18 protein-coding genes are annotated in these 20948 nt (G+C 54.9%); 12 read left to right on the top strand and 6 right to left on the bottom strand.

From position 1 onward, the window contains the following. Positions 1-9: 9 nt before the first annotated feature. A complete protein-coding gene (gene serB / locus ACN0RL_RS15610) occupies positions 10-1242 on the top strand; it encodes a phosphoserine phosphatase SerB (protein WP_417518429.1) in 1233 nt (410 codons plus the stop codon). Between the two features lie 21 nt (positions 1243-1263). Here serB and ACN0RL_RS15605 read toward each other — a convergent pair whose 3' ends face one another. The 3 genes from ACN0RL_RS15605 to epmB all read right to left on the bottom strand — a co-directional run bounded on the left by ACN0RL_RS15605 (position 1264) and on the right by epmB (position 6631). Continuing rightward, positions 1264-3348, bottom strand: a complete 2085-nt coding sequence (locus ACN0RL_RS15605) for an EAL domain-containing protein (RefSeq protein WP_417518427.1) — start codon at positions 3346-3348, stop codon at positions 1264-1266. A 189-nt stretch (positions 3349-3537) separates the two neighbouring features. Next, complete coding sequence (locus ACN0RL_RS15600) at positions 3538-5355, bottom strand: GTPase (RefSeq protein ID WP_417518425.1); 1818 nt, start codon at positions 5353-5355, stop codon at positions 3538-3540. 226 nt (positions 5356-5581) lie between these two features. After that, complete coding sequence (gene epmB / locus ACN0RL_RS15595; RefSeq protein ID WP_417518423.1) at positions 5582-6631, bottom strand: EF-P beta-lysylation protein EpmB; 1050 nt, start codon at positions 6629-6631, stop codon at positions 5582-5584. 45 nt (positions 6632-6676) lie between these two features. On the opposite strand from epmB, the gene efp reads away from it, so the two are divergent. Beyond that, positions 6677-7252 carry an elongation factor P gene (gene efp / locus ACN0RL_RS15590; protein WP_417518421.1) on the top strand — a complete coding sequence of 192 codons (576 nt, stop codon included), beginning with the start codon at positions 6677-6679 and terminating at the stop codon, positions 7250-7252. A gap of 7 nt (positions 7253-7259) precedes the next feature. Further along, positions 7260-8228, top strand: a complete 969-nt coding sequence (gene epmA / locus ACN0RL_RS15585) for an EF-P lysine aminoacylase EpmA (RefSeq protein ID WP_417518420.1) — start codon at positions 7260-7262, stop codon at positions 8226-8228. A gap of 103 nt (positions 8229-8331) precedes the next feature. Here the strand turns inward: epmA and asd are convergent, their stop codons facing one another. Next, on the bottom strand, positions 8332-9189 hold the full coding sequence (asd, locus tag ACN0RL_RS15580) for an archaetidylserine decarboxylase (RefSeq protein WP_417518418.1): 858 nt from the start codon (positions 9187-9189) through the stop codon (positions 8332-8334). Between the two features lie 196 nt (positions 9190-9385). Here asd and motA point away from each other — a divergent pair, with 196 nt between their 5' ends. Together motA and motB are read left to right on the top strand one after the other, a co-directional pair. Beyond that, complete coding sequence (motA, locus tag ACN0RL_RS15575) at positions 9386-10237, top strand: flagellar motor stator protein MotA (RefSeq protein WP_417518416.1); 852 nt, start codon at positions 9386-9388, stop codon at positions 10235-10237. 53 nt (positions 10238-10290) lie between these two features. Then, the gene (gene motB, locus ACN0RL_RS15570) at positions 10291-11250 is read left to right on the top strand and encodes a flagellar motor protein MotB (RefSeq protein ID WP_417518414.1); all 960 of its coding nucleotides are present in this window, start codon (positions 10291-10293) and stop codon (positions 11248-11250) included. 20 nt (positions 11251-11270) lie between these two features. Here the strand turns inward: motB and rsgA are convergent, their stop codons facing one another. Continuing rightward, positions 11271-12326: a small ribosomal subunit biogenesis GTPase RsgA gene (rsgA, locus tag ACN0RL_RS15565; RefSeq protein ID WP_417518412.1), complete on the bottom strand. Its 1056-nt coding sequence runs from the start codon at positions 12324-12326 to the stop codon at positions 11271-11273. A gap of 222 nt (positions 12327-12548) precedes the next feature. Here rsgA and orn point away from each other — a divergent pair, with 222 nt between their 5' ends. Further along, a complete protein-coding gene (gene orn, locus ACN0RL_RS15560; protein WP_417518410.1) occupies positions 12549-13091 on the top strand; it encodes an oligoribonuclease in 543 nt (180 codons plus the stop codon). On the opposite strand, the gene queG is transcribed toward orn, so the two are convergent. Further along, a complete protein-coding gene (gene queG, locus ACN0RL_RS15555) occupies positions 13086-14165 on the bottom strand; it encodes a tRNA epoxyqueuosine(34) reductase QueG (RefSeq protein ID WP_417518408.1) in 1080 nt (359 codons plus the stop codon). The genes orn and queG overlap by 6 nt on opposite strands. A gap of 147 nt (positions 14166-14312) precedes the next feature. Between queG and ACN0RL_RS15550 the strand changes: the two genes are divergently transcribed. The 6 genes from ACN0RL_RS15550 to hfq all read left to right on the top strand — a co-directional run. After that, positions 14313-15875, top strand: coding sequence for an NAD(P)H-hydrate dehydratase (locus tag ACN0RL_RS15550; protein WP_417518406.1), 1563 nt, complete (start codon positions 14313-14315; stop codon positions 15873-15875). Continuing rightward, on the top strand, positions 15872-16369 hold the full coding sequence (gene tsaE / locus ACN0RL_RS15545; protein ID WP_417518404.1) for a tRNA (adenosine(37)-N6)-threonylcarbamoyltransferase complex ATPase subunit type 1 TsaE: 498 nt from the start codon (positions 15872-15874) through the stop codon (positions 16367-16369). Before ACN0RL_RS15550 ends, tsaE begins: the two co-directional genes overlap by 4 nt. Before the next feature lie 52 nt (positions 16370-16421). Then, positions 16422-17762, top strand: a complete 1341-nt coding sequence (locus tag ACN0RL_RS15540) for an N-acetylmuramoyl-L-alanine amidase (protein WP_417518501.1) — start codon at positions 16422-16424, stop codon at positions 17760-17762. A 20-nt stretch (positions 17763-17782) separates the two neighbouring features. Next, a complete protein-coding gene (mutL, locus tag ACN0RL_RS15535) occupies positions 17783-19699 on the top strand; it encodes a DNA mismatch repair endonuclease MutL (protein ID WP_417518402.1) in 1917 nt (638 codons plus the stop codon). A 70-nt stretch (positions 19700-19769) separates the two neighbouring features. After that, on the top strand, positions 19770-20768 hold the full coding sequence (gene miaA / locus ACN0RL_RS15530) for a tRNA (adenosine(37)-N6)-dimethylallyltransferase MiaA (RefSeq protein WP_417518499.1): 999 nt from the start codon (positions 19770-19772) through the stop codon (positions 20766-20768). A 34-nt stretch (positions 20769-20802) separates the two neighbouring features. After that, on the top strand, positions 20803-20948 hold a 146-nt coding region (gene hfq / locus ACN0RL_RS15525; RefSeq protein ID WP_417518497.1), incomplete at its 3' end, for an RNA chaperone Hfq.

Below are 20948 nucleotides of genomic sequence, written 5' to 3'. Positions count from 1 at the left end.
GCTCAGATCGTGAGTGAACTGGTTCTGATTAACGTATCCGGGCGCGACAAGCCCGGGCTCACGTCGGAAATCACCGGCATTATGGGGCGGTACGACGTGCGGATTCTCGACATAGGGCAGGCCGTTATTCACGATCACCTGACCTGGGGTATTCTCATTGAAATTCCCGACGCGTCGAAATCCTCCCCGGTCATCCGTGATTTGTTGTTTCGACTGCATTCGCTGGATCTGCAGGTCAGGTTTGCGCCGATTACCGTGGAGGAATATCAGGCCTGGGCCGAAGGGCGCAACCGGGCGTGTTACATCGTCACCTTGCTGTCCCGCGATATCAAGGCGGAGCAGATTGCCCGGGTCTCGGCAATTACGGCTCGCCACGGCCTGAACATCGATAACATCTCCAGACTGTCGGCAAGGCCTTCACTCACCACGGCTGGTAACGGTATTGCCTGTGTAGAGTTTTCAGTGCGTGGCACCCCGTCCGATCTTGATCAGCTGAGAGCCGACTTTCTGCACATTGCCGGTGAGATGAATGTGGATATCGCGTTCCAGGAAGACTCTATCTTCAGGCGTAACCGCCGTTTGGTGGTGTTTGATATGGACTCTACCCTCATCGAGGCCGAAGTGATTGATGAGCTAGCCCGGGAGGCCGGTGTTGGTGAACAGGTTGCGGAGATTACCGAGCGCGCAATGCAGGGGGAGCTGGACTTCAGCCAGAGCTTTGCCGAGCGCCTGTCACTGCTTAAAGGCCTGGATGAGTCTGTGCTGGAACGTGTTGCGGGTCGGCTGAAGATGACGGAGGGTGCGGAACACCTGATTCGAAGCCTGAAGGCGCTGGGCTACCGTACAGCGATTCTTTCAGGCGGCTTCACTTACTTCGCCGAGCATCTTCAGCGCAAGCTGGGCATTGATTACGTGTACGCGAACGAGTTGGAGATTCGCGACGGCAAGGTGACAGGTGAGGTTTCTGGTCAGATTGTGGACGGCAAGCGTAAGGCAGAATTATTGCTCGAGATTGCCGGGAAAGAGCATATTTCCCGGGAACAGGTCATTGCAGTAGGGGATGGTGCCAACGACCTGCCTATGTTGAGCCAGGCAGGGCTCGGCGTTGCATTCCGGGCCAAGCCGCTGGTCAAGGAGTCGGCTCGTCACGCGATATCCACGCTCGGCCTGGACGCGATTCTCTACCTGATCGGCTTTCGCGAAAGTGAAACGAATCAGGGATTGAAGAACGCCGGTTTCTGAACCGGCGTTCTTCAGTCAGCTTTAGTTATCACCGAAGTCATAATTCATCTCAGGCACTGGAGCCTGCAAATAATACCCCTGAATGTAATTTACGCCCGCTTGCCAGAGTGTCGCGAGAACCGCAGCGTTTTCTACCAGTGGAACGATGGTTAGCTTGCCGGCGCTTTGCAGGCTTTTCACCATTTCCTTCACCTGTTCCCGGGCTTCTTCACTTTTCTGGATTTCTTCCGTGAACGAGCCATCAATCTTCACATAGTCCGTATCAATGTGTTTCAGGGTGTTGAACGGATTCAGTGCGCAGCCAAACTGTGCAATGGATACCTTGCAGTGAAGCTGATGCAGGGTTTTGGTGAAGTCTTTTGCCTGCTTCATATACTTGTTGGCATCGCCTTCGCGGATCTGGAAAATCAGCGCGTCGCCGGGCAAGCGCGCTGCTTTGAGGGCGACGCTCAGCCAGGGGGTGAAGGTTTTGTCCTGCACAGTTTCCGCCGTCACATTAAGGAATATGCGGGTATCGTTACCTTTGGAGCGATGGCTGGATAACTGCTTTATGGTCTGCAGAATAACCCAGCGGTCGATCTTGATAGCGGTGTCGCTCGGTCCCATAGGCGGGAGGAAGTCATAGGGTGAGACTTCTTTTTCATCCTTGTCGAGCATTCTCACGAAAGCTTCGTAGTGCTCTTCGCCTTCACCTCGAAGGTTGATAATGGGCTGGAATAGGAGCCGGAAGCGATTTTCGTCCAGTGCCTTCAGTATTGTCTCTATGGAGCTGCCATCATCCAGTTCTTCATGATTCGCCGGATTATAAGCCTGAATACCGTTGCCCTGAGCATGGCCTTCCTGGTTGCGTACTTCAGAAGATGCATTATGAGCCCTGGCCATAAGCTCTTCGGCTTTTGGCGAGTTTTCAGTAATAGATGCAATGCCAATACTGACGGTCAATGGAACCGTATGGCCGTTGATATCAAACAGATGTTCATCTACTGTTTTGCGAACTTGCTCGCACCGGCTGGTCAGTGACTTCTCATCGCCAGACTGAGACAGGAGGCAGAATGCATCATCGCTAAGGCGCGCCAGTACAAGATCGTCGGCTGCCTCTTTTTTCAGTAGCGTGGCAAGGTCGCCCAGCAGCAGGTCTGCGCCGGAAATGCCAACCTGGCCTTTCATGGTTATAAAATTGTCGAGAGCTATGTAAGCCAAGGCACCGGTTTCGTTGTTTTTGCCGGCATTGGCGATCGTCTGTTCAAGCTCTTTCATCAGGTATTGCCGGTTGTACAGGCCGGTAAGCAGATCCTGGCTGCTGATTTCGCGTAACTTCTCTTCCAGCTCCGCATCGCTGTGTTCCGGTTGCAGCACGATCTGCGTGCACACTTCGCTATCGTAGGTTGCGGCGGATACCGACATAGTCACGTTCAGTTCATGATCATCGCTGCGCTTTGCGGTGCAGTTGATGGTCATGCCGTCTTCACCCTTCTCGGCGAAAGATTTCATGAACGTCTTGTAGTCGTTCTGGCTTTCAGTTGTCAGCGTATCGAGCACAGGGACACACATCAGGTCATCAATGTCGTCGTACCCAAGAAATTCAAGGTAGGACTGGTTTGCGTAGATATGCATGCCGTCATTGATATAGGCGATCGCATCTTTAGAACTTTCCAACAGCAACTGACAGCGCTGTTCTGCCTCACGGAGGTGGGACTCCAGCGCTCTGCGGCGGCGGCGATCCTCCAGAGCTGCCAGTTCACGCTTGGCTTTGAGTATCAGCAGATCGTTGTGACCGGACTTCACCGTACCCTGGGCGCCAGCTTTCATGACGGCCACTGTTCTTTCGCGGGTTTCTTCCTCTGTCAGGAACAGGCATGGAATATCCTTATCCATGCGCCGGATCATGGCCAAAGCACTATCTGCGGAGAACTCCTGCTCAATATCACGTGCCAGAAGCAGATCCCAGTTGCTGTTTTTCAGAGCTTCTTCCAGGTCCTCTTCGGATGTAATGCGATGCGCCCGGGTGGCTCTGCCAGAATTTCTGAGCAGGCTTACCAGGGATTCGGCATCGTTCTGGGAAGGATCGAGGATCAGCAGGTGTACGGTGGCGTTCTGTTTCTGCATTCCTAAGGCGTCTCATCATACAGGTTGGCTGAGCCGGCCCCGGCAGAGAAAAATTCTGCCTTAAATACAGTATCTTGCAAGAAACTGTGAACTGGTACTGTGAGACCGGACTGTCACTATCGCTGAATGATGCAGGGGTTGAGGCTTAATAACAAGCCTCCGGCGGATTTACGGAGGCGCCGGAGGTGTTCAGAGAGATGGCCACAGAGAATCGAAATCGTCTTCGCTGGTGCCTGCTGAAGGTGAGGAATTCGAAGGTACGGGGGTTGTGGCGTTTTGCTGCAGCTTCAGCTCAAACTGGCTGATGCTTCCGGTAGAGGATATCTTTTTCAGGAGCTGCCCCTGTTCTTCTCTGCCACTATGCAGCAAGGAAATGCGGCTACCGTCCTGGAATGGCAGCCGCGGCGTAATCAGAGTGGCAGCCTGGTTGACTACACTGATCTCGGGGAGCAGGAGACCGCGCAGATATTCGCTGCTGTTGCCGACTTTCTGGATCAGGCGGACACCGCAGGGTGAGCCGCTGGGAGCCAGAAGTTCGATGCCAATCTGAGTGCCCTGGTTTCTGATCTGCCGGATCCAGCGCACTACCGCAATACTCCATGGGTGAGAGCGCTGCTCTCGCACGCCAAGAACCTCTCCTGCCTGCATCGACGGTGGGACATTGCTTTCCCATGAGACGCAGTAGCCCCCGGGGCTGGTGTTCACCAGCAGCGTAGTGTGGGATCTGGGGCGATTCTTCTCCGTTGCAGGTGTCGGTGTATTTCCGAAGCTGCCACGAAAGTTAATTGGTGTATCAGCGGAGTGCAGGCGCTCCTCGCCAGGAGCGGCGTCATGGGCGCCTGCCCAGGCATCACCACGCTTGCGTGACGAACGGTCGGAACGCACGAAAAGGTTTTCGTCGGTCTCATCACCGTTGTCATTGCCCGTAACGAACTCGGTAAACGATTTTTCGCCGGCAATAAAATAATGTGCTGCCGAGAGCCCCACGCAGACTTCGAGTGTGCCCTGGCTGGCAATCCGGTTGAAATTCCTTTTTGCCAGGATGCCCAGCGCCTGGCTCAGGTGAGTGAGAAGAGTCTCGTTGACGTTACCCGGTATTATCAGAGTGCCGGGCGCTGGAAGTTGGCGAAGCCTGGCATCGAGGTTTTCAGAAATTGTGGCCGCCAGATTGCGGGTATCAAACCCGAAACTCTCATCTCCGGGCTTGGCTTCAAGCAGGCTTCTATATACTGGCGAGCTATCCCGTTCCATATTGGTGACGAAAAGCGTGTCTTCTCCGATGTCCGGCCCGCAACGGGTTTGTTCAGTCCAGGATTCGAACAGGTCGTACGCCTGAAGCAATTCTGACTGCCTGAGCTGGTTCGGTCTTGCGCAACCAAGAAGCAAAAGACGCTTGTAACTGGCGGCGACAGTGCTTGCCTTCCGCTGCTTCAAGGTATCGTCTTCGACGGTTACGTCCGAAAGTTTGTTGCGATGGGCAAACCGGAACATGCGGTGACATTCCAGCCAGCTTTGCGCCGGGCTCGGGCAATAGAGCTGGTGGGATCTCAGAATGGTTGAGGCAAGCTCTGACGTAGCCCGATGGATGGCTGTCGCAATCAGTTTTCGGTTTTTGTCCAGCCCGCCGTCGTCCAGTGCCTCCAGAAGGCAAAGTTTATAACCGCTGGCGAGGTGCAGTTGAAGTGCCTGGGACAGGTTGGCAATTTTGCGCTGTTTCTCGGGCAAAGCCACCGCCAGGCCAAGATAATGACGAGAAAGCTCACTACAGACGAAATGAATCTTTTCCCGAATCAGCTCAAGGAATTGCAAGCGGTGCTGGGGCGCGAGGAACAGATGGTTGAGCTCAATGATCGCATGATAGAGCTGGCGCGACACCTCACCAATATTGGCCATGGGAAGCTGATTGATCCAGACCCTGAACGCTTTCGGCGTTGTGTCACAGAACGACAGGCTCGCTGTTTTCTGCTCGGGAACACGGAGATCGGGTCTGAGGATCATGCCATCCATGAATATGCGCCAATATCAAGACAGGGTTTCGTATTCCGGGCTTTTTCATTCGGCGCAACATAGGCTGTCATATCACGTCGGCTTGCCAGGAAAACACCGTAAATACATTTTTTTACAAAATAGACGGTACTGGACTTTAAAGTAGCAAACCAGAGCAAGAAAGCGAGAAAGTTGTCAGTTAACAATGTTTGACATGTGGAATCAGGCCAACTTCGAAAAACCATTGCTAAAGAGTGTCCGAGTTCAGGTCAATGGGTGTCTTGGCCGTCTTTCCAGGAACTTCTCGAACCAGTTTTGGCACCAGAAATCCCGGTAGCCTGGACAGCAGTTCACGAATCAGCAAGCGGGCTTCTTCATCAGACACATCAAAATGTTGAGCACCCGCCACCGGGTCAAACGCATGAAGATAATAGGGCAGAACACCCGCATCAAACAGTGTTTCGCTCAGCTCCTCGAGCACATCGGCGTTGTCATTTACACCTCTGAGGATGACGCTCTGGTTCAGTAGTGTTACGCCCGCTGAGCGGAGATAGCTCAGCGCGCGGCGGGTCAATTGGTCAATTTCCGCCGGATGGTTGATGTGCAACACCATCACAACCTGCACCGGTGTGCTGCTGATCCACTTGAGCAGCGAGTCACACACGCGTTGAGGTATCACCACAGGCAGTCGGGTGTGCAGACGTATACGGCGTATGTGAGGAATGCTGCAGATGGCTGAGGACCACTGGGACAGCAGTTGATCGTTGACTGCCAGCGGGTCGCCGCCACTGAAAACAACTTCATTGATTTCCGGGCTTGCCGCGAGCGTATCGAGCACTTTCTGTCGGTCTGCCGGGCTGAGGCGTTGCTCGTCGTAGGGGAAGTGGCGTCGAAAACAGTAGCGACAGTTGATCGCACATTGGCCGGTTACCATCAGCAGGGCCCGGCTGCGATACTTCCGGATCAAACCGGTGGTTTGTATCGCGCCGTCTTCCTGCAATGGATCTGTAACAAAGCCCTCGGCAATATTGGCCTCCAGCCCCAGAGGAAGAACCTGTCGCAGCAATGGGTCTGAGGGGTTTCCTTTCTCCATTCGTGCCAGAAATGGCTCGGGAACCCTTACCGGAAACAATCGGTGGCCAGCCTCTGCGCCATCCAGCCAGGTCTCTGCAGGCAGGTCCAGCCTGGCCAGCAGTTCCCGCGGCGATGTTATCGAGTCGGAAAGCAGCTGTTGCCAGTTCCGGTTGTCATCGCCAGAAAGCCGGGCTTCTATAGAGATGGGGGTTCGCTGTATCATAGCGGCCTTCGAATTTTAAACAGCAATTTGGCAGGTGGACATTTCATGGCTTCATATTCTACCAACGAATTTCGCGGCGGTCTTAAAGTATTACTGGATGGCGACCCCTGCATTATTCTTGAAAACGAACTCGTAAAGCCCGGTAAAGGCCAGGCGTTCAGCCGGGTCAGGCTGCGCAACCTGATGACGAACCGGGTATGGGACCGCACCTTCAAGTCTGGCGAGAGCCTCGAAGCGGCCGACGTGATGGATCAGGATATGGAATACCTCTATACAGACGGGGAATTCTGGCACTTCATGCTAACTGACGGCTCCTTCGAGCAATACGCTGCAGACGCGAAAGCGGTCGGCGATACGATCAAATGGCTGAAAGAGCAGGACGTCTACACCGTAACACTTTATAACGGTGCGCCTCTGTCCATAACCCCGCCTAACTTTGTCGAGCTGGAAGTGGTTGAAACCGACCCCGGTATGAAAGGTGATACTGCCCAGGGCGGCTCCAAGCCAGCAACGCTCTCTACCGGCGCGGTTGTAAGTGTGCCCCTGTTTATTACTATCGGCGAAGTGCTGAAAGTCGACACCCGCTCGGGTGAGTACATGAACCGGGTGAAAAGCAGCTGATCCCTATATGAAGAATCAGCCTGACTGGCAGCCCACTGCCACCCGGGCAGCCCTCGAAAGCCGTGCACAACAGTCATCTTTTGTGCGCGGTTTTTTTGCTCAAAGGGATGTGCTGGAAGTTGAAACCCCGGTACTTGGCCGTTGCGGTGCAACAGAAGCCAACCTCGATTGCATATCCGCAAAATTAAGCGCCCAGGGCGTTGAAGGCGGCTGGCTGCAGACCTCCCCGGAGTACCACATGAAGCGCCTGCTGGCCGCAGGCTCTGGCTCCATCTACCAGATCTCAAAAGTCTTCCGCAACGGCGAACGCGGAAGCCGCCACAACCCCGAATTCTCCATGTTGGAATGGTACCGCACAGGCTTTGACGATAAAGACCTTATGGCAGAAGTTGCCGACCTGGTATGCGGTTGGCTCAAGTGCTCCCGGCCACAAATTACAAGCTATCGCCAGGCCATGATAGATTGGGCCGGCACCGACCCCTTCGTGGTGACGGAAAGCGATCTGCACCAGCGCTGCCTGCAATGGCTTGAACCCGAACAACTGCAAGACCTCAGCCGAGACGGCTGCCTCGACCTGCTAATGAGCTTCGCCGTCGAACCGAATCTGGGTACTGAAACGCCGGTATTCATAACTCAATACCCGGCCACCCAGGCCTCTCTGGCCAGAATTTCCAACGTGGACGGCTTTGACGTCGCCCACCGCTTCGAGCTCTATATTAATGGCCTGGAGTTATGCAACGGCTACTGGGAACTCACCAACTCAGATGAACAGCGCGCTCGCTTCGAAGCCGATAATCGTCTACGAAAAGCTGATGGAAAGCCTGAAATGGAGATTGATGAGGCTTTTCTGGCGGCTATAGAGCACGGCTTGCCAGACTGCGCCGGGGTGGCTTTAGGGTTGGATCGTCTATTGATGCTAAAAACCGGCACTCGCAATATTGCAGATGTATTGGCGTTTCCGCTGGAACGAGCGTGAATTTTTATAGAAGTTGCGGAGCACTGTCGGAGACAACCCTCCGACAGTGCCGGACTAAATAGAAAAAGGTGCCAACAAGAGCTGGCACCATGATCAGGGGCTCTCAGGCGGATAACTCCCCAAATGCCTCACCCATACGAACGCGTTTCCCCGCAATCTGCTCAGGATTCCAGCTAACGCTACCCTTGGGCATGACCATTACCACCGTAGAACCCAGGCGGAAACGCCCCATCTCCTCGCCTTTTGCGAATGAGATAGCACTCTCACCTTCATAGGTAATCGCTTTTACGCCACTGCTATTGGGCGCCACAACCCCGGCCCAGGGCGTCTCAACACTGCCGACAATCATCGCGCCCACAAGAACCATGGCCATAGGGCCCGCCGCCGTATCGAAAATACAGACAACACGCTCATTACGAGCAAACAGGTTGGGAACATTTTCCGCCGTGGCGGGATTCACCGAAAACAGCTTGCCGGGAACATGAACCATTTCCCGAAGCCTGCCCGCCACAGGCATGTGAATGCGGTGATAATCTTTGGGGGCAAGATAGATAGTTGAAAACTCACCCTCGGAAAACGCATCGGCCCGATGAGCATCACCGCCAAGCAGCTCTAAGAGACTGAATGATTGACCCTTGGCCTGAAATATCCGATCTCCGGTTATCTGGCCGAGTTGGCTGATGGTTCCATCCACAGGGCTTACAAATGCATTATCCCCGTCGGCAACGGGGCGCAGGCCGGGCTTCAAAGCACGGGTAAAAAACGCGTTAAAGCTGGGGTAGGCAGTCGGATCCGGCTCTGCCGCCTCGCTCATGTCTACGCCATAGCGTTTCACGAACCATTTGACTATCCGGTTCTTGATCGCAGGGTTATGGTCATTATCGGCTAGACGACCGGCCAGGCGCGAAACAGCAAGCTGCGGCGTGACGTACTGACTCAGAACAAACAGCTTGTCGAACATTGAAAGAGATCCTGTGCGTTCAAAGGTGCAAAGTTTACCAAATAGTACTGCAAGAGTGTTGAGCAGACGTCTGTATGTATAGAAATTGTTTCATGGCTTCGCGGATAATGCGGGGTCTTGCTATGATCAGACCAGAAAATGCACGATCATTGCCGGCCATGACCGCTATCTTGATAAAAAGGCTTTCATTCTTCCTATGCTACTCATTATTGGCTCGATTATTGTCATTGTCAGCGTGCTTGGTGGATATGTCCTCCATGGCGGCAACCTTATGGTGCTGTGGCAACCTACAGAGCTGATTATTATCTTCGGCGCGGCCATAGGCTCTTTTATAATCGCCAACCCCTTGCATACGGTAAAGGAAGTATTTGCCGGCATTTTGCGCCTGCTGACAGGCTCGCCCTTTAACAAATCCTATTACATGGATTTGCTGAGCATGCTCTATGAAATTTTTGATAAATCCCGCAAGCAAGGCGTAATGTCTATCGAGGAAGACATAGATAACCCGGAATCCAGCCAGATTTTCAGTCGTTACCCGGCGATAATGAAATCAAAAGAACTGCTGGCATTCACTACCGACTATCTGAGAATAATCAGCGCCGGAAACATGGCTACCCATGAGCTTGAAGGCATGATGGAAAACGAAATTGACAGCCGCCAGCACGAACTTGAAGAGCCGGCCCACGCCGTGAACAAAATTGCGGATGCCCTGCCTGGCCTTGGTATTGTGGCTGCAGTGCTGGGTATTGTTATCACCATGAACTTTTTGAGCGAGGGCCCTGAGCGTATTGGCTTGAGCGTGGCAGCAGCGCTGGTCGGTACTTTCCTGGGTATCTGGATGGGTTATGGTTTTGTGGGGCCCGCCTCTATTGCCATGGAGCACGCCGCAAAATATGAGCTCAAAGCTTACGAGTGCGTCAAGTCTTCAATTGTTGCCACAGTGTCAGGGCAGGCGCCCCAAATGGCCATAGAATTTGGTCGCAAAGCTTTACCCACGGACAAACGACCCAGTTTTCAGGAACTGAATGACCACGTGCGCTCCAAATAGCGCGGCTTGCTCCCTGACCTCAGATCTTCGACCATAAATCCAGGAACGGCCTTTTGGAACAACAGCCGATAATCATCAAGCGTAAAAAAGTCATTGCGGCGGGCCACCATGGTGGCTCCTGGAAAGTGGCTTTTGCCGACTTTGCAACGGCGATGATGGCGTTCTTTCTCGTACTCTGGCTGACTGCAACCGCATCGCCGGAGCAGATAAAGGCGGTGGAAGGCTATTTTCGTGACCCGGTTGGCTTTACTGAAGGCGGATCGCCGAGCCCGGTCGACCTTGAAGGCAGTGCGTCAGTTATCAATGAGGCCAGTCCGAATATCGAATCAGGCCAGATTTCGATCAGTGAAAATGTGGTTGATGCTCTTTCAGAGACGCTTGAGCAGCGTCGGATGCAAGACTTGTTTCAAGAGTTGCAGCAACGAATTGAAGAGAATGAAACACTGCAGGAGTTCAAAGACCAGTTGTTGATTGATATTACTGAAGAGGGCTTGCGAATCCAGATTGTAGACCGCTCTGGTCGCCCTATGTTCGATAGCGGTAAGGCCGAGTTGAAATACTACTCTCAGGAAATTCTGTTCGAACTGGCAAAAACTCTTGGTGCGGTGGACAACAAACTCAGCATCACCGGCCATACAGATGCCACCCCCTTCGGCGGACGCCCTGGTTACACAAATTGGGAGCTCTCGGCAGAGCGTGCCAACACAGCTCGCCGCGCACTGGTTGCCGGTGGCGTGCGCGCCCAGCAAATCGCAAGAGTGGTGGGGCTGAGCGATTCCGTGCTGTTTGATCAGGACGAGCCCACGGCACCGGTAAACCGCCGGATTTCGATTATCGTCCTCAACAAGAAAACCGTGAGCAGCATTCAAAGCAGTGCCAGCGCCAAAGGGGTCCCTCTCATCGACCTTACGGTCCCGTCCGAAGCAGAACAGAAAGGTGCACTGGAAAGCCTGGAAAGCGGAGACTGGCTGGAAGAAAAGGCGGAGCCTGCGCCGGGCGAACTGAACTGGTAGATCGCCGGGCAAAAAGGGTATCAGTTGGCTTTAAGCCCCCGCGACTGCTGCTCCGCCATATCCAGAAGAATGCGGTGAAAGCTACGCCGCCTCTCGGGGCTCAACTTGCCCGCTTCCGCCGCAGCATCAATGGCGCAACCCGGGTCGCCCATGTGCTTGCAGTTCCGGAACTTGCAGTAGCCGATCTCATCGCGAATCTCACGAAAGCCGTATTCGATTTCCTGAGGCGTCATATGCCAGAGGCCAAATTCGCGGATCCCTGGTGAGTCAATCAGATCGCCGCCCATGGGTAGGTGGAACAGCTTTGCCGTTGTAGTGGTGTGAACACCCTTGCCGGTGCTTTCTGAAACCGCACCAACGCGAATCGCTTCATCGGGCATAAGTGTCTGAATAATAGAAGACTTACCAACTCCCGACTGGCCTACAAAAGCGCTAGTTTTATCCTTTACAAGAGCTTCAACCTCCGGTGAGGGTTTGCCGTCAAACTGAACTGCCGAGGTGCGCACTATTTTATAGCCCAGCGCAGCGTAGCGCGCCAGCAAAGCGTCAATCTGCTCCCGGTTAGTGTCGGTGATCAGATCTGTCTTGTTCAGCAGAATAACAGCGGGAATATCCGTGATCTCGGAGGCGACGAGATACCGATCAATCAGATTGTCATGGGGCTCGGGCTCCGGCGCGATCACCAGAATAATGTGATCAATATTCGCCGCCACCGGCTTCACTGCACCAAAGTTATCCGGACGCTGCAACAGGTTGTCGCGCTCACAACGGGCAACAATAACACCTGTTTCATTTTTGCCGGGTCGCCAGACAACCCGATCACCCGTCACCAGGCTGTCGATATTCGCCCGAACAAAACAACGCACAACATCACCTTTACGCTCGCCTTCCAGCGCTTCCACATCAAGCTGCTGTCCGTAGTGGGCAATAATCAGCCCTTCCTGTTCAGGCCCCAGTTCGCCAGCATCGGCCTGCGCCTGAACCGACTTCTCCTTACGAGCTGCACGTGCGGCACGCTCCTCCTGAACCTTCTTGATCCGGAATTGCTGCTGCTTGTTCAGTTGCCGTTTTGCCATAAAGTCTCAGTTAACACGGATGAAAGTGGTGACGTTGCTGTGCCATCATACGGCATTAGCAGTGAAGGTATAACGCCGATTTATGGGGCAGGGGTGTGAATCACTCTCCGGGAATGTCGGCGGCCAGGGATGGCCGACGACAAGCGCACATGGATGTGCTCGAAGCGGTTCCCGGAGAGTGATTTACACCCCTGCCTTTCACCGATGTTTGAGGAAAGCAGAATGTCAGCAGGCAACCACCTGGTATGGATTGATCTGGAAATGACCGGCCTTGATCCGGAAAAAGAACGCATCATCGAAATGGCAACCATCATCACCGATTCCGAACTGAATCTTGTGGCAGAAGGCCCGGTTATCGCCATTCACCAACCCGAGAGCCTGCTGGAAGCCATGGACGAATGGTGCACCCGAACCCACGGTGAAAGCGGCCTCACCAAGCGCGTTAAGGAAAGCACGGTTACGGAAACCGAAGCCGAACAGCAAACCATCGCCTTCCTCAAAGAATACATGGAAAAGGGAAAATCCCCCCTGTGCGGCAACAGCATCGGTCAGGACCGCCGTTTTCTCGTAAAATACATGCCCGAGCTGGAAGACTTCTTCCACTACCGCAACCTTGACGTATCCACCGTAAAAGAACTGGCTCGCCGCTGGCGCCCGGATGTACTGGAAGGCGTCAAGAAGCAAGGCAGCCACCTGGCCCTGGACGACATTCGAGATTCTATCAACGAACTGCGCCACTACCGGGAGCACTTCTTCAAACTATAAACCGTGCTGCGCCAGGGCCCACTGAACATGCTCGCGGACCATCTCGGAAGGATGGTCTGCGCGCTGCCTGAGGGCTTCTGTCACCGGAATGGTGGTAGGCGCATTGCCCAGCCCTACCGCCAGATTGCGCAACCAGCCCTCGTATCCCGTTCGGCGAATCGCGGAGCCCTCTGTCCGCTTGAGAAACTGCTCTTCTGTCCATAAAAACAGTTCTGCAAGTGAGCTATTGTCCAGTCCATGTCTTGGCTGAAAATCATCTTCGCGGGTGGGCTTCTTGAATTTCTGCCAGGGGCAGACGAGCTGACAATCATCGCACCCAAAAACCCGGTTGCCCATCAGCGGGCGCAACTCCTCCGGAATGCTCCCTTTCAGTTCAATGGTGAGGTAGCTGATGCAGCGCCGGGCATCCAGCTTGTGCGGCCCAACAAAAGCATCTGTCGGGCACATGTCGAGGCAGGCGGAACAGCTGCCGCAATGATCGGTTTCAAAGGGGGTATCGATAGGCAGGGGGGCGCTCGTGAATATTTCTCCAAGAAAAAAGAACGACCCGGCCTTCGGATGAATCAGCATGTTGTTCTTGCCGATCCAGCCCAGACCCGCGCGTTGTGCAAGCGCTCGCTCCAGCACAGGAGCGCTGTCTACAAAGGCCCGGTGATCATATCCACTCACGGCCTCATCAATTTTTTTTGCCAGAGTAGCAAGCCGCTTCCGGATCAGCTTGTGGTAATCACGACCAAGAGCGTAGCGAGTAATGTAGGCGTTTTCCCGGTTAGTAAGTGCTTCTTTCGGGCTGTCGGGTGCAGGCATGTAATCCATGCGCACAGAGATCACCCGGGTTGTGCCAGGCACCAGGGATTTCGGCGTATAACGCTTGTCTCCGTGGTGCCCCATGTATTCCATCTCGCCCTGATAGCCACTATCCAGCCAGTTTTGCAGATGGCGGGCATGTTCGCCGGTTTCTGCCGTTGTGATGCCGGCATCCGAAAACCCCAGTTCTCTGGCCCATTCCCGAATAAGTGTTGGCAAATCAGCCAGTTCCGGGGTTAGAGAGGTGTTGGTTTCAGTCGTGCTCATAGGTTCCGATGGTGTCTCTGCCTCGCAGGCGCTTGAAGTAAGGATATTTAATTTGATTAAGTTATGACCTTTTCTATGGTTTTGCTATGCTTTACAGATAGCTGGCCAATTTTCTTAAACCGGTTTCTGTAACGGGAGCAAAGGCTCATGCCACAGCACGCTGGAGGCAGTTTATCAGATGCGCTGTTTTCCGCCGATTCTGTGCGCCGCATCGATCATTACATAATTGAACAGCAGGGCGCCGACGGTTTCGTTCTCATGCAGTCCGCTGCGCGCGCGGCCTTTCGCCGGCTGGTTGCGCGCTGGCCCGATAGTAAACCCCTTTTGGTGCTCTGCGGTGCCGGCAATAATGGCGGTGATGGTTACCTGATAGCGGCCAACGCCGTGCGGCACGGATTGATTGTGCACTGTGTTGCGGTTGCTCCCACGGAGAAATTGAGCGGAGATGCCCGCAAGGCCTGGCAAAAGGCTATTGCTGACGGTGTGAAGGTTCAGGAGTTGGCGGATATCGGTGAGCCGGAGTGGGATTTTCTGTTTGAAAATGCCGGCCTGATTGTCGATGCCATGCTGGGTACAGGTGTTTCCGGTGCGCCCAGAGAGCCATTTTCCGGGGTGATTACACGCTGCAACAGCTCCGGGATTCCGGTGCTCGCAGTGGATTTGCCATCCGGGCTGAACGCCACCACAGGTGCCGTCACGGGAGAAGTGGTTCAGGCAGACCTGACCGTTACTTTCATTGGTCGCAAGGTTGGCTTGTATACCGGGCAGGGCGCCGCGGTATGTGGTGATGTGGTTTTTGAAGCACTGATTGAGGGTACGGGCGTCGAAGAGAGTGGCGAGATGCCTCTGGCTATGCTTCGGCGCTGGCCCTCCGTTTGTGACTGGTTGCCTGTGCGCCGGGCAAACGCCCACAAGGGGCAGTTTGGCCACGTTCTTGTGGTCGCCGGAGACCGGGGTTTTGGTGGTGCCGGTTTGTTGGCAGCAGAAGCGGCCTCACGCTCCGGTGCCGGGCTGGTTTCGCTGGCAACCCGCCCCGAGCATGTAACGGCCGCGCTGTCACGGTGTCCGTCGGTAATGGTCCATGGCTTGATTCATGGCTCGGAACTGCCAGCACTGCTGGATGCGGCCACGGTAGTGGTGTGTGGGCCTGGCATAGGCCAGAGCTCATGGGGGCAGCAGATGCTGCAGCAGGTGGTTGAAAGCGGCAAGCCCCGCGTTCTGGATGCGGATGCTTTGAACCTCTTGTCTTCCAGGGTAGCCGTGCCTGCCAGCAATCAGATTCTGACGCCGCACCCGGGTGAGGCTGCCAGGCTTCTCAATTGTGTGGTTCCGGAGGTAGAGGCGGACCGTGTGGCTGCCGCCAAAAAGCTGCAAGCCCTCTATGGTGGCGTGGTTTTGCTCAAGGGGGCAGGAACGATAATCGCCTCCGGTCAGAGAGCGGTAGATATCGCAGGTGGCAGCAACCCGGGTATGGCGACCGGGGGTATGGGGGATGTGTTGTCGGGAGTCATAGGTGCACTTTATGCCCAGATGATTGAATCACCGGCATCTGCCGCGACGATCGGCGCAGTTATGCACCTTGAAGCCGCCTGCAGAGCTTCATTGGACAAAGGTTATATGGGGCTGATCGCAACAGATGTAATCGACGCATTGCCGCAGGTTTTCCGAAAAGCAGAGACGAACAGCAGTTTCTGCAAGGGGGAGGAATGAGTATTTTCGGGAACGAGCGCAGACTGTTTCTGGAAGGCGAGGCCGAAACGGAAAAGCTGGGAGCCGAATTGGCTCGACTGGCAAAACAAGCAGGTCAAGGGCTGACTGTTTTTCTCGAAGGCGATCTCGGCATGGGTAAGACCACGCTCAGTCGTGGAGTTATCCGGGGCCTCGGGCATCAGGGTGCTGTAAAGAGCCCGACTTATACGCTTGTTGAGCCTTACGAAGACCTGGCACCGCCGACCTATCATTTTGATCTGTACCGTTTGGGCGATCCTGAAGAGCTGGAATACATGGGTATACGGGACTACTTCAACGGCCAGAGTATTTGCCTCATTGAGTGGCCGGAGCGAGGCGAGGGGCTGTTGCCCGTGCCGGACATCGAAATTCATCTTGAACACCAGAGCGAAGGTCGCTCGGCGGTTGTTCGGGCGCGCTCTGAACTGGGCGCAACACTTTTGAACGAACTGGAACTGATCGGTCCGGGCCATTAACGGACCGGCACTGGATAAACAGGCAAGTTGTATGACAAAAACCAAGCTCACGATGAAGACAATGATTGCGCTGATGTCGGTGTGGTTGCTTATGGGAAGCTTGCCGGCTCAGGCCGGCACGCAGGTTGATGGCATCCGCATCTGGCCTGCACCGGATCATACTCGTCTGGTTCTTGATACCGCGGGTAAGGTCGATCACAACATGTTTGCGCTGAGTAATCCTTCCCGTCTGGTGATTGATCTCAAGAACACCCGGTTGCAAACAGATTTTTCCAAACTTGATCTGTCCGGTAGCCCTGTCCGACGTATCCGCAGTGCCACGCGTAACGGCACGGATTTACGGGTGGTTCTTGATCTTGCCAGTGATATCAAGCCCCGGAGCTTCCAGTTGGAGCCCAACCAGCAGTACGGGCATCGCCTCGTACTTGATCTCATTGATGAAAACGGCAGTCGTCTGGAGAAAGCGACCAAACCTACGGTAACTCACGATTCTGCAGGCAGGCGCGATGTCATTGTGGTTATCGATGCGGGTCACGGTGGTGAGGATCCGGGAGCCATAGGCCCACGAGGTACGCGGGAAAAAGACGTAGTCCTTAAAATGGCACATATTCTCGCGGATATGATTAACGAGCAGCCAGGTTATACCGCCAAACTCACCCGGACCGGCGACTATTACATCGGTCTGAGGAATCGCACCATTCTTGCCCGCAAGTACAGCGCCGACCTGTTCGTGTCTGTGCATGCGGACGCTTTCCGAACGCCTCAGCCCAAGGGCGCCTCAGTGTTTGCATTGTCTCAGCGCGGCGCAACCAGTGAAACTGCTCGCTGGCTGGCGCAGAGTGAAAATCGCTCCGATCTGATCGGCGGTACGGGTGGTGTGTCTCTCGATGGGCGCGACGATATGCTGGCGGGCGTGTTACTTGATCTGTCCATGACGGCCAGTATTAACGCCAGCCTGGGGGTGGGCAGCTCAATACTGGGCAAGCTAAATGGCGTGGCCCATTTGCATAAGCCGGGCGTAGAACAGGCAGCGTTCGCGGTTCTCAAATCACCTGATATTCCATCCATTCTTGTGGAGGCGGGGTTTATCTCCAATCCGCAGGAAGAAAAAAACCTGGCAACAGACTGGTACCGCCGCAAGCTGGCCGGCGCGATCATGAAGGGTGTCGACGAGTACTTTCGTAAAACGCCCCCGCCCGGCACCTTGTTGGCCTGGCAGAAACAGAACAGTCAGGGAGGCAGCCGTGTGAGCCAGTACCGGGTTCAGAGTGGCGATACACTGTCGGGCTTGGCGCGGGAAAATCAGACCACTGTCAGCGAGCTTATGCAGTATAACGGCCTTAGGGACGACCGTGTTATGGTAGGGCAAACCATTCGTATCCCCTCATCCTGAACAAGAGGTAGTCCCGAAATATGCCCTCCATCCGATTGCTCTCGCCGCGGCTGGCAAACCAGATTGCCGCGGGCGAGGTAGTTGAACGTCCTGCATCTGTCGTCAAGGAACTGGTTGAAAACGCGCTCGACGCGGGTGCCGACCGAGTTGATGTGGAAGTAGAGCAGGGTGGCGTAAAGCTGATCCGGGTTCGCGATGACGGTAGCGGTATCTCTGAAGATGACTTGCCTCTGGCGCTCAGCCGCCATGCCACCAGCAAAATTGCCAGCCTTGATGATCTTGAGGCAGTAGCTTCTCTTGGTTTCCGGGGTGAGGCTCTGGCCAGTATAAGTTCTGTTTCGCGCCTTGCTCTGACCTCCCGTACTCACGGGCAGGAAGCGGCTTCGCGGGTGGAAGTTGAAGGCCGTGACATGGAAGCTTTGATCTCACCGGCTGCGCATCCCGTGGGCACCACCGTTGAAGTCCGGGATCTTTTTTTCAATACTCCGGCGCGGCGCAAATTCCTGCGCACTGAAAAAACCGAATTCAACCATGTGGAAGAGTGTGTGCGACGTCAGGCGCTTAGCCGGTTTGATGCAGGCTTCACTCTGCGCCATAACCAGCGGGTTATACAAAACCTCCGGCCAGCCGAATCCATGGTCGACAGGGAGCGCCGCATTGGCGCCCTTTGCGGGCAGAAGTTTATCGACAATGCGGTGGTTATCGACGCAGAAGCCACAGGGCTTCGCCTTTGGGGCTGGGTGGCTTTACCCACTTTCTCCCGCAGTCAGGCCGATCTGCAGTATTTCTTTGTCAACGGCCGGGTAATCCGAGACCGACTGGTTGCGCACGCAGTTCGTCAGGCCTACCGCGATGTGTTGTACAACAATCGCCATCCGGCGTTTGTTCTCTACCTTGAAGTTGATCCAGCCACGGTTGATGTGAACGTGCACCCGACCAAGCACGAAGTGCGCTTCCGTGACGGTCGATTGGTACACGATTTTATTTTCCGTACGCTGCACAAGGCTTTGGCAGATGTGCGGCCGGACGACCACTTTCGTGGTGCGGTGGCTCAATCCTTTGGTCGCGAAGGTGTAGAGCAGGGAGGGTCGCCAGGGAGCGAGTCATCATCTCACCCCCAGCCCTGGAATGGGCAACCTGCAATACCTGCCGGGGGAAGCCATGCGTCGGGAACCGGTTTTGGCGGCCAGGTTGCACCGCAGCAGGAATGGCGGGCCAGTGATCAGATGGCGTTTTACCAGTCTCTTGGTGGAGGGGGTGTCAGCGCCCTGCATGAGCCAGCTTCGCTCGGAAATGCCGCAACTACGGCGCCCTCCCCACTGAATCAGACTGCCAGCACGGACGGTCATGAGGAGCCGCCTCTGGGTTACGCTATTGCACAATTACACGGTATTTATGTGCTGGCCCAGAGCAGTGCCGGGATGATCGTGGTAGACATGCATGCAGCTCATGAACGCATTACCTATGAGCGAATGAAGCGTGCCTTGGCCGAGCAGGACCTCAAGAGCCAGCCGTTGCTGGTGCCTTTGTCTCTTGCTGTGAGTCAGAAAGAGGCGGCTCTGGCCGAGACTCACGGAGAAGAGCTGCAGCAGCTCGGGCTGCAAATTGAGTGTATTGGACCTGAAACACTTGCAGTCAGGCAGGTACCGGCACTGTTACGGGGAGCCGATACCGAGCAGCTTGTGCGGGATGTTCTATCGGACCTGATCGAGCACGGCCAGAGTGACCGGGTTGAAGCCGTTACCCACGAGCTTCTGGGTACCATGGCCTGCCACGGTTCGGTGCGGGCAAATCGCCAGCTGACCATCCCGGAAATGAACTCGTTGCTACGGGACATGGAAGCGACAGAACGCAGTGGCCAGTGTAATCATGGGCGGCCCACCTGGACACTCGTTACGCTCGCGGAGCTGGACAAGCTGTTTCTGCGGGGTCGCTAGAGTGCCATCGAGAGTGCCATCGAGAGTGCGAACGAAAGCGTCACCGAAAGCGCCGCCTGCCATCTTCCTGATGGGCCCCACAGCCTCTGGGAAGACAGATCTGGCAATGGCGCTTTGCGAACAACTGCCCTGTGACATCATCAGCGTAGACTCAGCGATGATCTACCGCGGTATGGATATAGGCACGGCCAAGCCCAGTGCGGATGAGCTGGCGCGCGCGCCGCACCGGCTGATCGATATCTGTGATCCCGCCGAAACCTATTCCGCTGCTGACTTTCGCAGGGATGCGTTGGTTGAAATGGATCTGATCTCCAGTGCAGGGCGTATTCCATTGTTGGTCGGTGGAACCATGATGTATTTCAAGGCCCTTTTGCATGGAATGTCAGGGCTGCCTTCTGCCAGCCCTGAGCTTCGTAAAGCCCTGGAAGCGGAGGCTGATGCAGAGGGATGGCTTGCCCTGCATGAAGAGCTGCGGGCCAAAGATCCGGTAGCAGCAGAGCTGATTCACCCGAATAACCGCCAGCGCCTCCTGCGAGCTCTGGAGGTCATTCGCCTGACAGGTCGACCGATCTCCTCGTTCTGGGAAGCGGAGGGCAGCCCGCCGCACCAGCAAGAGGCAGGCCAGCAAGGCATTGAGGATTACACCTACTATACTAAATGGCAGGCAGACGAAGGTTCATCGCTTCCGTATACTGTAACGCAGTTAGCTGTGGCGCCCACAGAGAGGCGAGTGCTTCATGAGAGGATACATGCGCGCTTCCTGAATATGCTGGAAGTGGGCTTCCTTGACGAGGTTCGGGCACTGATGGCCAGAGGTGATTTACATCAGGAACTTCCGTCCATGCGCTGTGTCGGTTATCGACAGGCATGGAGCCATCTGGCCGGTGCTGATGATTATGACACATTTGTAAGTAAAGGTGTCGCCGCCACTCGTCAGCTTGCCAAGCGGCAGCTTACATGGCTTCGAAAGTGGTCTGATTTGAACTGGCTGGACAGCGAAGACGGTTTTATCGCTGAGGCAGCCTTGAAAAAAGTCAGACTTCGCACCACATTGAATTCAGAATATTGACGATCTGCACTTACCAATAAACAGGAGAACACACATGTCAAAAGGGCACTCACTACAAGACCCTTACCTCAATGCCTTACGCAAGGAACGCATTCCGGTTTCCATTTTTCTGGTTAACGGCATCAAACTGCAAGGGCAGGTAGAGTCTTTTGACCAATTTGTGATTTTACTGAAAAATAC

This window comes from Marinobacter sp. (genome assembly GCF_048259445.1).
Classification (GTDB): domain Bacteria; phylum Pseudomonadota; class Gammaproteobacteria; order Pseudomonadales; family Oleiphilaceae; genus Marinobacter.
The sequence above is the reverse complement of the archived record's forward strand: the minus strand, read 5'-3'. Positions and strand labels throughout refer to the sequence as shown.

What these genes read in the sequence shown, in the direction of transcription:
- epmA (WP_417518420.1), top strand. Translation starts at nt 7,260, where the DNA reads ATGAAGAATCAGCCTGACTGGCAGCCCACTGCCACCCGGGCAGCCCTC.
- ACN0RL_RS15605 (WP_417518427.1), bottom strand. Translation starts at nt 3,348, where the DNA reads ATGCAGAAACAGAACGCCACCGTACACCTGCTGATCCTCGATCCTTCC.
- orn (WP_417518410.1), top strand. Translation starts at nt 12,549, where the DNA reads ATGTCAGCAGGCAACCACCTGGTATGGATTGATCTGGAAATGACCGGC.
- miaA (WP_417518499.1), top strand. Translation starts at nt 19,770, where the DNA reads ATGGGCCCCACAGCCTCTGGGAAGACAGATCTGGCAATGGCGCTTTGC.
- mutL (WP_417518402.1), top strand. Translation starts at nt 17,783, where the DNA reads ATGCCCTCCATCCGATTGCTCTCGCCGCGGCTGGCAAACCAGATTGCC.
- asd (WP_417518418.1), bottom strand. Translation starts at nt 9,189, where the DNA reads ATGTTCGACAAGCTGTTTGTTCTGAGTCAGTACGTCACGCCGCAGCTT.
- queG (WP_417518408.1), bottom strand. Translation starts at nt 14,165, where the DNA reads ATGAGCACGACTGAAACCAACACCTCTCTAACCCCGGAACTGGCTGAT.
- ACN0RL_RS15600 (WP_417518425.1), bottom strand. Translation starts at nt 5,355, where the DNA reads ATGGATGGCATGATCCTCAGACCCGATCTCCGTGTTCCCGAGCAGAAA.
- efp (WP_417518421.1), top strand. Translation starts at nt 6,677, where the DNA reads ATGGCTTCATATTCTACCAACGAATTTCGCGGCGGTCTTAAAGTATTA.
- ACN0RL_RS15550 (WP_417518406.1), top strand. Translation starts at nt 14,313, where the DNA reads ATGCCACAGCACGCTGGAGGCAGTTTATCAGATGCGCTGTTTTCCGCC.
- motA (WP_417518416.1), top strand. Translation starts at nt 9,386, where the DNA reads ATGCTACTCATTATTGGCTCGATTATTGTCATTGTCAGCGTGCTTGGT.
- rsgA (WP_417518412.1), bottom strand. Translation starts at nt 12,326, where the DNA reads ATGGCAAAACGGCAACTGAACAAGCAGCAGCAATTCCGGATCAAGAAG.
- tsaE (WP_417518404.1), top strand. Translation starts at nt 15,872, where the DNA reads ATGAGTATTTTCGGGAACGAGCGCAGACTGTTTCTGGAAGGCGAGGCC.
- epmB (WP_417518423.1), bottom strand. Translation starts at nt 6,631, where the DNA reads ATGATACAGCGAACCCCCATCTCTATAGAAGCCCGGCTTTCTGGCGAT.
- ACN0RL_RS15540 (WP_417518501.1), top strand. Translation starts at nt 16,422, where the DNA reads ATGAAGACAATGATTGCGCTGATGTCGGTGTGGTTGCTTATGGGAAGC.